This is a genomic window from Brevibacillus reuszeri, assembly GCF_001187725.1.
Lineage (GTDB): Bacteria > Bacillota > Bacilli > Brevibacillales > Brevibacillaceae > Brevibacillus > Brevibacillus reuszeri.
Genome location: NZ_LGIQ01000010.1, coordinates 1 through 1278, shown reverse-complemented (window position 1 = coordinate 1278; position 1278 = coordinate 1). Strand labels below are relative to the sequence as shown.

Here is a 1278-nt window from a genome sequence, read left to right as displayed (position 1 = left end):
TGTAATGCTCCCCATTGTCAAGACACGGGTCGAGAGGAAATAAGTTAGTTCCTCCTTCTCGTGAGATCATTGATTTACGACGCTTTTTTGGTAATCGAATGTACATAGATTTGATCAGGCTTGGCATCGTTAAGAGATTGATGTGGGCGCTCCTGATTGTAAAATTGGACATAGCGAGCTATCCCTTGGCGCAACGCACGAGGGTTATCAAATTCGTTTAGAAAGATACATTCATACTTTAAAGACCTGAAATATCGCTCTGTACGGCTGTTATCCGTAGCTCGACCTTTACCGTCCATGGATACCTTGATGCCTTCTTCCTCTAGCAACTCCAGGTAAGTAGCGTTGGTAAAATGTGATCCTTGGTCACTATTCATAATTTCTGGCTTGCAGCGGCTGAATGCGCGTCGCAAGCACTTTATGACAAAGCCTTTCTCCAATGTACTGGATAACTCATAGTCGATTACTTTTCGGCTGTACCAATCGATAATGTTGAACAAGTACATGAATCCTTTTCCCATTCGAATATAGGTAATATCGATCCCCCACACTTGGTTCGGTCGATCAATCGTAAGACCACGTAGGAGATAAGGGCGGCAGTACTTGGCATGTAGACGTTTGCTCAAGTTAGGCTTCGGATAAATCGCCTCGAGCCCCATAAGCTGCATGAGACGGCGTACGCGCTTCCGATTAATCGTAAAGCCTTGCTCCCGTAGCATGGTTGTCATTCGCCGGTAGCCGAAATAAGGATGTTTCATATAAATCTCGTCAATCTGGTGCATGATCTGTACATTGTATTCGCTAGGTTGTTCCTTTCTAGCAGGACGGTAGACGCTTGTACGATTGACACTGAGCAAGACAGCCTGACGTTTGATAGTAATGACCGGATGATCCCGCTCAATCATGGCCTTGCGTTCTTCCATGGGTTCATTTAAGACCAGATTTTTTTTTGAGCCAGTCGACCTCCACAGTGAGTTGGCCAACCAGCTTCTCTAGGTGTTCTTGCTTGCTTTCGTACTCCTTTTTCATCTTGTCCACTTCGCTGGTCTTCTTCTCAAACACCATTGAAGCCCGTTCAATAAACTCGGCTTTCCACCGACTGATCATCACTGGACTGAGCTCATACTTTGCAGCAATTTCATTCACGGTCTGCTCTTCCTGTAGCACCTCAAGCACGACCTTTGTCTTGAACTCTGGGGTATATCGGTTCCGTTTTTCCATAGCTTCATTATAACTTATTTATCACTCTCCCGTGTCTCAACCTATGGGAGCATTATA

At 45.1% G+C, this 1278-nt stretch carries 1 protein-coding gene; it reads right to left on the bottom strand.

What is annotated here, in order from left to right; genetic code table 11:
* Positions 1-74: 74 nt before the first annotated feature.
* A protein-coding gene (locus ADS79_RS24730) for an IS3 family transposase (protein ID WP_457912074.1) occupies positions 75-1221 on the bottom strand; the annotation gives its coding sequence in 2 pieces (ribosomal slippage) (positions 75-951 and positions 950-1221; 1149 coding nt in all).
* Between the last annotated feature and the right edge of the window lie 57 nt (positions 1222-1278).